Raw genomic sequence first — 9,160 nt, 5'->3', positions numbered from 1 at the left:
ATCCAGACACTCTAGCCTTAACACCCTGCTAATTTATGACGACAATAGAAAGGATCATCAAAAGGAAGTCAGCGATCTTCTAGATAGTCTGGTGTAAACAAAAAGACGGGTTAACCCGTCTTTTTGTAGTTAATAATTTTAACTAACTAAAGCATCCAAGACACCAACGATAAAACCAAAATAGCTAGAGTGTTTACTCGCTTCAATGCTTACGGTTTCTTGATACTTTTCTGGCAGTATGGAACTGTAATCATGGGTTAAAACCCGCTCCCAATCGCCACATATAGCCTTTGATAGGTCGTTTAGGGTTTCCCATTCGTTATCAGTCAGCGTTAGGGTTTTGCCGAAAAGACACCCTTGTTTGTATGCTGATTTATTCATTTTTTATGCTTAATAATTGTGGCATGATCACGATCAATTGACACTCTGAAATGATCGCCTATCTTCTACCCAGCCAGACCCTAATTTTTTTAATAACCTAATATTATCATAGTTTTGTTTGCCGTAAATAGAAAATCAGTTAGCGGTATGACATTTCTCAAACTGTCCATCTTGACTAGACAGTGACTAGACAATTGGCTATTCTATGAATATAGATAGACAAAAGGATAGACAACTATGGCAAGGGACAAATTAATCACGATCAGGATTGAAGGGGAAAAAAGAGACTTATTTAATCAATTGGCAAAAAGCCAAAACACTGACACAGCATCGCTTCTATACGATTTCATTAATCAGTGTCTATCTGGTCAGATAGACATATCGCTAGTCACTGGCAAGGGGAACCGACTAGACAATCAGATAGACAGTGACCGGATAGACAAATTAGAGACAGCTACTCAACGACTAGACAATTGGATAGGCGCGTTATCTGGTAGGCTTAACGATTGGATAGAAGCTTTTGACGATCGCCTAAATGATTGCGATCAAGGATTATCGGGAAAAATCTTTAGCATTGAGCATAGGCTAAATGCCCTAGCTATTCAATTGGATAGCCAAAAGGATAGCCAAGAGACGACTACTCAAGAAATAGACACAGATAGCCAAAAGGATAGCCAACGGATAGACGATATGGAATATCTATTAAAAAGAGAAAAGGAATGTTCGATCGCTTCCATCGATGGAACGGTTGAGACTGTGGAACCAATCTCAACTATTGAGACGGTAGCAAGTGCGATCGAAACCGTGACGGTTGACAGTGACTCATCCATTGAGACGGTTGAGGGTGGGGGCATGAATGCGGCCCAAGCCTACAGGTATCTCGCTCAAAAAGAAGTGAAGGTGAGCGAAAGAAGCTTGTCAAATTGGGCCAATAAAGGAATACCAACCACAGATAAGGGAGATAAGGTGAGCGAGCATTTAATACTGAGAGATAAGCTTTACTATCCTGTTAATTAGCCTTGAAACACTTCTCACCTCGAAAATGCCTAATATAAGGGAAAATTGGGCATTTTCCTAATATGGTAGGATTAGCGTTTAACCACTGTGGAATCAGAATTAAACCGCGTCACTAGCACGATTTTTCCCTCTATCCTTGCAATTTTTATCATTGCTTCTATCAGGATTTTATCTAATTCTTTATTTTCCACCTAAAGGTGGAAAACCTTATCTGGTAAGGGATTGGGTCGCCTTAGTGGTCTAATTTGATTGGTCATTTTTTGGTTTCCTATTGGTTTTTTATTATTATTTTACCGCTTATTTAATATTAGAAACCCTTAATTCTGGTGATTTTTGGTCATTTTTGACCAGATTTACCCATAGCTGGTGGGAATGGCATCCACAGTGATTAATCGTGAGATAATGGGGATTTTCCGAGAAATATCACCCAAAATGCCTAAAAATGGGGAATTGAAATCGAGAAAAACGTACCGTCTTTTAAAGTCCAAAAATGACCTATAAAGGGGATTACAGCGAAAAAACGACCTATAACTCGTTTAATTGCCGGGCCTAGCTTTTATGGGGTTATTTTGGGTGTATCAGTGGGAATCTCTCAGGATTCTCGATAAAAGGGGGATTATCCTTTATTTTGTTGATTTTTACTCAATCTTTTGGGTAAGTTTGATTGGGTTTTGGGGTGTGTCACACCCTGGGTATTCCAATTAAATATATATATTACGGGGGGTGTGCCGGTATCAAGCGGCCATAGTCTCATAGCCTTCATCTTTAGCATGGTCAAGCTCGTCTCGATTTAACCATTCTTGGAACACCTCACCCCGTCCGTCACCCAAAGGATCACACCCCTGATAGAGACGATACCGGCTACCATCCTCGCGCCGTCGCTGGCCAATATAATTAAGCTTTAATCCCAATGCCCTTAGTAGCCTTTGAGCGAAGGCTATGGGGGTATCACTCATGGAGAGGGTAAATCCTAGAATTGATTTAATCTGACTAACAAAAGCAGGTTTTTTAAGCCGTTCTAACCATTCATTAAGGCTATCCCCCGTAAACTCTTTTTCAGTATCGAAAAATTGTTCAATATTTAACCCTTTTAATAGCTGAATTTTTGCCGATAATAGTGTTTTGTTCATATCGGGCTTAAAGATTTTCCCCCCACCATTTTCTAGCGAGTCATCAAGCTTTTTCTTGTCTCGATCAACTAAAAAGTCATTCCCCACAGTTAAAAAGTAGTGTAGTCTGATTTGTGGGAGCCAGCCGTCGTCATGTTTGGTGATCAGGTCATCGGTTAGATTAATCCCGTAAATTCTCTCAATCTTAGCGCGCTTTAATTGATTTCTTTCCTTTTCCGTTATCGCTCGTTTTTCCTTTTCTTCTAGGGCTGAAAACTCAGCGTTAGTTATGGTTTCAGCATCCAAAACAGCCTGCTTATGCTCTGAATAATTCTCGTTTTTCGCTTGCTTAACTTCTTGCTTAATTGCTTCAATAGCATCATCATCCTGATCCGATGCCCAACTAATATCATAGATGCCTTCTTTTTTCAGTTTTTTAAGTACAGCATCTTGATATTTTTTCCCCTCCAGATTGATTTTAACTGCATTTTTCGCCCAAAGAGATAGACTAGGAGAATATTTCTCATCCCCTTCTAGATAAGTAAATTCTGGGATTTCTTTTAATCCTAGAGATAATAAGGATTTAATCGTGTATTTATCTCGAAAATGTTCCCCTGCTAATAGTTGTTTTAGGTCGGTCGATCCGTTCCCTATCTTATTAGGAGAAAATTCCTTAATATAGGCATAGCGCGGCACGTCAGACCTTACCCGCTCTAATGTCTGGGAAAATCCATCGACGGTCTGGACACCGTGAGATATAGCGAAAACAGCGTCAAAATGCTTAACATCTATGCTTATCCCCGTCTCAATTACGGGACTACAAATCACTATATCATATTGAGGTAAAATCTCGTTGATGTTACCCATACAACCGTAAGCAGCATGGGAAGGATCGACCACACTCTCGCTATCAATTCTGAGTATTTTTAGGTTAGGATATTTTTTCTTAATTTTTAACTCTAGGGTACGACTTCCCCAATTTGATTGGTGTTTTTGTCCGTCCGTGTGGATGATGATTTTGTCCCCCATAGATGCCATTTTTTCGGCTTTTTCAATTACAGCAGCAGGGCTATCAAAAAGGATTAAATCCCTTTTTTTATAGGGCTTATATGTATTTTCGATGATGAAACTCTCAACCCGATAGCCTATCTTTGATTGCACATAGCCGATAGCATTCATGCTTAAATCAGCATCGGATAGATAGATTTTTCCCCCTGTAGCAATTGCAGTTTTGAGTAATTCTCCAAAAGCGTCAATGATTTTTACTCGATTTTTTTGGCAGGTAGGCGAATTGATTAAATGCCAAAAAACCTGCTCACACTCATCTATGATTATTATCGTATTCTCCCAATCATTAGGATTAAATCTAGGATTAGCTTTCCCGTGCAAGCTATCGACACATAGGCAGTATCCTAATAGGCTACCATCTTCATTATTTACCAATTCACTTCGATAATTCACCCCAAAACGGCGTGATAATTCGCGGCCCAATTGCACTCTATGGGTAATTATTAAAACCTTTTGACCCCGCGATTTAGCCTCTTTAATTTTTGATGCTACCCATTCGGTTTTGCCGGTTCCTTTGGGCGCTTTAATCGCTACAATTTTGGCACTCTCAGGGGGATTAAGAGATTGAGAGATATATCTTTCATTAATTGTTAAATCGGGTGTTATAGCCGAAAAATTGGCTATTTTGTACTCATCTAAAGAAATTCTTTCCCGATAGACTCGATCGAATGCCCCCACACCCTGAGAAGCGATAAAATCATCTACTCCCTTCCATGCGAATAATTCTGGTTTATTTAGGAATTCATTCAAGGGAGCGAAAAAATCATCCCCGAAATCATCGCGGGCAAAATCAAAAAGATTGCTAGTATCAATTTTTTTAATACTTTCGGCTATTTCTTTCATGTGAAACCATGAAACAACCGACACTTTGCAGCCTTTCTGGGTAAGAAGCTTCCCGGTGCGCTCGATCGCAGTCCTGACATTTTTAATTGTTTTCGGTTTTTCGTCACAGTCGAACGCGAAAACGACCTCCCGGCCTCCCTCGCTAAATGGCTCTAATTGGGGGATTAAATAGGGCAGCCCTATCACATTCCCCATTGAATCCTTTTCTTGTCGGTAGCCATTGTAAATGCCCGGCAGGGCTATCGCTAAATAGCCGGCACTCAGCAAGGCCCCCGCTTTTTTCGCACCTTCCGTGATTAGGAGGGCGATCGAGGGATTCTCTAGCACCCACTGCCAAAATGACACACCCGGGGTATTCCCTAAATTAGATATTAGAGGGGGTGTGCTGGGGTTCCCCATAGGCAGCGGACAATAAGGTGCTATTCCATGCTTTTCCCCTATTTTTTGCCAGATATGATCTGGCACTCTGAGAGCGAAGATTTCTGTAGGGCATTTTGCTGGATGCTCATATTTAATCGCTTTGCCCTTTTCCTTAGAAATTCGCGGCTTATCGGGCTTAAAGCATCCCCAATCAGAATCTTCCCCGGTGAGTATATTTATCCCACTGGCCCACCAACCCTCACCGGACATATCCTTGTACCGATCGAGGATTCTAGCCACGGGTGAGGTTTGGTATTGGTAGCTATGGGGTGTTTTTTGTTCGGACCCGATTTTTTCGATAGCATTCTCTGTTAGGCGCTCTAGGGACTCATCCCTTTCTAGGGATTGCACGTTGAGCCGGATAATCTCATCGTCAACCGCGCTCGATCGCCATTCTTGGAAGTGGGAAGCTTTAATCATTCCACACCCCCATCAAAATTAAGATTTATCTGGGATTGAATCTCATCAAGCTTCTGGCAGATAGCTTTTAGGTGTTTAGCATCGCATTTAATGATTTTTGCCGCGATTCTATAAGCTTCTCGCTTTTCTTGCCTATTCTGGCAATATTCAGCGATATGTGTCGCTGTTAGGGCGATTAATTCGCGTTCGCTAAAGATTTCTTTAGCTTCCTTGAGAACATTCTCAAGCAATATCAGATGGTGAGGATTACTCATAGCGACCTCCGTTCAGGGTTGCCACGGTCGCTCTAGATTGGTTCGTTTGTACTGTTTTTCCCTGATTTTTGGGGATTTTCAGGGAAATCCTTGACTTAAGGCTTCTATTAGTGTTATGGTTATTCATAATATGATTAGAATTTTGTGCCGCCCCATAGCCTGCGAAGCTAGGGGCGGTTGTTTTTATGCTGCCGACTCTAGGGATTTTGTGATCAATTCGCGAATGATCACGGCCTCGCTTTCGCCGCGATTTTTGGCGCGAGTCTTGATTTGATTTCTCATGTCCGACGGGAATCGGATATTCAGCGATCGCATTACATCATCTACTCTTCGCGGCATCTTCTATCATCTCCTAATTTCTGCTATTAATGTAGCACCTAAAATCTAATCTGTACTATCTTTTATATAAGACTTGCTTAACCTTTAGATAAGTTTTACTTATATAAAAGGTAAACCCAATCGCAGTAAGGCTTTTAGTTCATAATCTTAATTTGGTAATCCTCTATTAAGAGGTAAATTCTCAGATTCTCCTATTAATTCTCGCTTATTGGGATAAGGATTAATCCTCAAAAGAATCAAGATAAAATCTTGATTAATCTCTCTCATTGATAAAGTCGAATAACTCACCCCACAAATAATCTAACCCCACATACTCCCAATCAACGCTATCAAAATCGGCTAAATTAGGGGGACATAAAGGCTCCAATACTTCTCTAGTTTTGGCTAGAATTGCTTCTAAATTCCCATTTTCCTCTATGGCAATATCACCCATAAAATGCGCGGCTTGTCCTAGAAAAGATTTACAATCGAATGAATTAATATACCAATATTTGTCGTCATTTCCAAAATAATTAATCACTTTTTGAGTCTCCTGATTAGGGCGAGGGTGAGACTCGAAACGCTCTCTATACTCGGCTTTTGTGGTCATTTTACTACTCCTAAATATTGTTTTTTACTGATAACTGATAACTGATAACTGATAATTAATCCTCTATCTCCCAATTATTTTCGATTAATCCCAGATTGTCGCTAACTATCTCTATGTCTCGGTTCCCATCGTTTTCGATGCTGATTTGAGCATATAAATCATCGAGAAAAGAGATAGCTTCTTTTCGATTTTTAGCCTTGATAATGACCTCAATTGTGAGGGGTAAACTTGCTGTAAATTCCTTCATTGTTTTGTCTCCTAATAAGGGGGGATATTCCCCCCGATTGTTTTTAGATATTGAATCGTTTTTGAGTAGCGATAAATAAGCTTGTCGCGACTTGCCGGCGATCATCCGGGGTAATGTTTTCAACCCGTTGATCAACGGTTTTTAAGCAAAAATTGAATAGATCAGCCATGTCCCCGATATAGCTTGCAATCGCCCGTTTTTCGTCCGTGGTAAAAGTTTCGCTATGTTTTTCGCTTGATTTCTCGCTGTTTTGAGTGATTTTGTGATCGTAGTTGTGTACTGCTTTCACTGGCACCGATTCGGCGGGTAACGGTTGACCTAGCTTTAAGTGTTCTGGGTTCTCGATCAAGTTAAATTTTCCTTTACTGTCAACCGACACAGTGATAGGCATATCCCGAACCACGAATTTTTTGGAATAGTCGTCATCGACGGACCGCCATAGCGTGATTTTTTCCCCTGTGTCACGGTTACGGCAGTCAATAACGAGACGCGGGCCGAAGCGTGTAGAGACTTCGCGGGGTCTGTCTAAAGCTATTGCTGAGATTAACTTCATGGTGTTAGAATCCTTTTGTGAGTTTACGAGAGAAGCAATCGCGCTGACTGGAATTAGAGCGGTTGCTTTTCTCTATATCTGTATAGTATCCTGATATATATCAGGATGTCAAGGGGTTTATCAGGATATAAGCAAAAAATATCAAGATAGTTAATCGGTATATCAAAAGCTTATCTATCAGGATAGCGTCAGGATAAAGGGTATATAGTGATAGTGATAGTATCCTGATTAAAAAATGAGGCAATCACCCCGCAGCACTCGGATCGACTTAAGGCTCCCTAACGATTTACTCGAAACCATTCAAAACTTAGCGGCGGATCGCTTTAACGCGCCTATTCATCATATATCTGGGAAACCTGAGATAACCCCGGTCATCATTCACCTTATCCGATTAGGTATTAATGCCCTATCTGAGGATCAGACCGATGTTTATCCTTTTAACCTTAAAACCGATCAGACTGATACCGATTTAATTACCCGTGAAGACTTAGCGAGAGCGATCGCATCGCTACGCACTGAATTGGTAGGAGAGATCGCATCAACGAAAAGATAGGAGTTTAGCCAATGCCTAACGAAACCGTGACTTATTCCCTAGAAGCTGTTCTGACAAGGATCGAGGGGAAAATAGACAAAATCGATGAACGGTTAACCAAAGTAGAAATAGGACAATCGGAGATCAGAGGGGACATTAAAGCCCTAGATGATCGACTAACCACAGAAATTAAAGGATTAACTGCAAGAGTCGCCTATCAGGAATTTACCAATCGGGGGATTCTCGTCGCTCTGGTTGTGGCCATTTTAGGGGGGGCTGCTAAACTTTTTGGTTTTTTCCCTAACCCCTAACACCCAACTCCTAACACCCAACCCTACCCGTGAGGTTCACGGGTTTTAATTATTTCTTAATGTTTCGATAATAAATGTTTTCGCTACATGACCAATAACCTTGTACTACTTAACTCCAAAGTTTCTCACCTATCGCCGGTTTCCCCTAGCACCGACTGGGAGAGGGTTTTAAGCGATTGGCTAAATACCAAAAGGTCGGAACACACACGCCGTGTGTACTGTAAAGATGTTAAGAATTTTCTCTCAGATATTAATCTGGAATTAGGAAAATTCTTAACGCTCGATCGACATGGTGCGTATGCCCTAGTTTCCCGTTATAAAGGGGAATTAATCAAAAAAGGCTTAAAATCGGCAACGATCAACCGACGTTTAGCCGCTATCAAGTCATTAGTCTGTTTTGCTTACAATTGCGGTCATTCTGAATTCATGTTAGAAGCTGTTAAAGGGGAAAAATTGTCAGCGTACCGTGACACTTCTGGGATTGACCCAGAAGCATTCAAACAAGTCCTATCGGCTATCGATCGCACTTCCCTTAAGGGAGTCAGGGATTAGGCTCTAATGCTGCTGCTGTGGTCTAATGCCCTGAGAAGATCAGAAGTCAGTAAGGCTAATATCGCTGACTTTGACCCCACGGCTAAAACCCTCCGGATATACGGTAAGGGACGTGGTAACAATGCCGAAACCATCTCATTAGGCAGTGGTACGGTTTCAGCTATCAAGGCATGGCTAGAAGCGCGGGGGGAAACTAACCCCGATAAGGCTCTATTTGTGTCAGTGAACATCGGCTACCGGGACGGACGGCTATGCACTCAGTCTATTTATGATATTGTCAAGACTCGCTGTCAGGATGCTGGTATCACTAAAACTATGAGTCCTCACCGGGTACGCCATAGCTCGATCACGGCAGCCCTAGACGCTACCAATGGCGATGTAAGACGGGTACAGAAGCTATCCAGACACTCTAGCCTTAACACCCTGCTAATTTATGACGACAATAGAAAGGATCATCAAAAGGAAGTCAGCGATCTTCTAGATAGTCTGGTGTAAACAAAAAGACGGGTTAACCCGTCTTTTTGT

At 41.4% G+C, this 9,160-nt stretch carries 12 protein-coding genes; 5 read left to right on the top strand and 7 right to left on the bottom strand.

What is annotated here, in order from left to right:
• Positions 1-138: 138 nt before the first annotated feature.
• Positions 139-381 carry a hypothetical protein gene (locus IQ234_RS18190; RefSeq protein WP_193958105.1) on the bottom strand — a complete coding sequence of 81 codons (243 nt, stop codon included), beginning with the start codon at positions 379-381 and terminating at the stop codon, positions 139-141.
• A 237-nt stretch (positions 382-618) separates the two neighbouring features.
• On the opposite strand from IQ234_RS18190, the gene IQ234_RS18185 reads away from it, so the two are divergent.
• Positions 619-1,398: a hypothetical protein gene (locus IQ234_RS18185; RefSeq protein WP_193958104.1), complete on the top strand. Its 780-nt coding sequence runs from the start codon at positions 619-621 to the stop codon at positions 1,396-1,398.
• Positions 1,399-2,132: 734 nt separating this feature from the next.
• Here IQ234_RS18185 and IQ234_RS21375 read toward each other — a convergent pair.
• The 6 genes from IQ234_RS21375 to IQ234_RS18155 form a co-directional block, all read right to left on the bottom strand.
• Complete coding sequence (locus IQ234_RS21375) at positions 2,133-5,258, bottom strand: plasmid replication protein, CyRepA1 family (RefSeq protein ID WP_228008615.1); 3,126 nt, start codon at positions 5,256-5,258, stop codon at positions 2,133-2,135.
• Complete coding sequence (locus tag IQ234_RS18175) at positions 5,255-5,512, bottom strand: hypothetical protein (RefSeq protein WP_193958103.1); 258 nt, start codon at positions 5,510-5,512, stop codon at positions 5,255-5,257. Before IQ234_RS18175 ends, IQ234_RS21375 begins: the two co-directional genes overlap by 4 nt.
• Before the next feature lie 183 nt (positions 5,513-5,695).
• Positions 5,696-5,851 (bottom strand): hypothetical protein, encoded by a 156-nt coding sequence (locus tag IQ234_RS18170; protein ID WP_193958102.1) that lies wholly within the window; start codon positions 5,849-5,851, stop codon positions 5,696-5,698.
• A 253-nt stretch (positions 5,852-6,104) separates the two neighbouring features.
• Positions 6,105-6,440: a hypothetical protein gene (locus tag IQ234_RS18165; protein WP_193958101.1), complete on the bottom strand. Its 336-nt coding sequence runs from the start codon at positions 6,438-6,440 to the stop codon at positions 6,105-6,107.
• Positions 6,441-6,495: 55 nt separating this feature from the next.
• Positions 6,496-6,687 carry a hypothetical protein gene (locus IQ234_RS18160; RefSeq protein ID WP_193958100.1) on the bottom strand — a complete coding sequence of 64 codons (192 nt, stop codon included), beginning with the start codon at positions 6,685-6,687 and terminating at the stop codon, positions 6,496-6,498.
• 43 nt (positions 6,688-6,730) lie between these two features.
• Positions 6,731-7,240, bottom strand: a complete 510-nt coding sequence (locus tag IQ234_RS18155; RefSeq protein ID WP_193958099.1) for a hypothetical protein — start codon at positions 7,238-7,240, stop codon at positions 6,731-6,733.
• Positions 7,241-7,475: 235 nt separating this feature from the next.
• Between IQ234_RS18155 and IQ234_RS18150 the strand changes: the two genes are divergently transcribed.
• The 4 genes from IQ234_RS18150 (at position 7,476) to IQ234_RS21365 (ending at position 9,130) form a co-directional block, all read left to right on the top strand.
• Positions 7,476-7,793 carry a hypothetical protein gene (locus IQ234_RS18150; RefSeq protein ID WP_193958098.1) on the top strand — a complete coding sequence of 106 codons (318 nt, stop codon included), beginning with the start codon at positions 7,476-7,478 and terminating at the stop codon, positions 7,791-7,793.
• Between the two features lie 11 nt (positions 7,794-7,804).
• Positions 7,805-8,083 (top strand): DUF4164 domain-containing protein, encoded by a 279-nt coding sequence (locus IQ234_RS18145; protein WP_110580474.1) that lies wholly within the window; start codon positions 7,805-7,807, stop codon positions 8,081-8,083.
• Positions 8,084-8,170: 87 nt separating this feature from the next.
• Entirely contained in the window at positions 8,171-8,635 is a 465-nt protein-coding gene (locus IQ234_RS21370) for a site-specific integrase (RefSeq protein ID WP_228008614.1), read from the top strand.
• 6 nt (positions 8,636-8,641) lie between these two features.
• The gene (locus tag IQ234_RS21365) at positions 8,642-9,130 is read left to right on the top strand and encodes a tyrosine-type recombinase/integrase (RefSeq protein ID WP_228008613.1); all 489 of its coding nucleotides are present in this window, start codon (positions 8,642-8,644) and stop codon (positions 9,128-9,130) included.
• Positions 9,131-9,160 lie beyond the last annotated feature (30 nt).

The organism is Microcystis aeruginosa LEGE 91341 (genome assembly GCF_015206885.1).
Taxonomy (GTDB): Bacteria; Cyanobacteriota; Cyanobacteriia; order Cyanobacteriales; family Microcystaceae; genus Microcystis; species Microcystis aeruginosa_H.
Note: the sequence above shows the minus strand (reverse complement) of the source record. Positions and strands in the feature narration are given on the sequence as shown.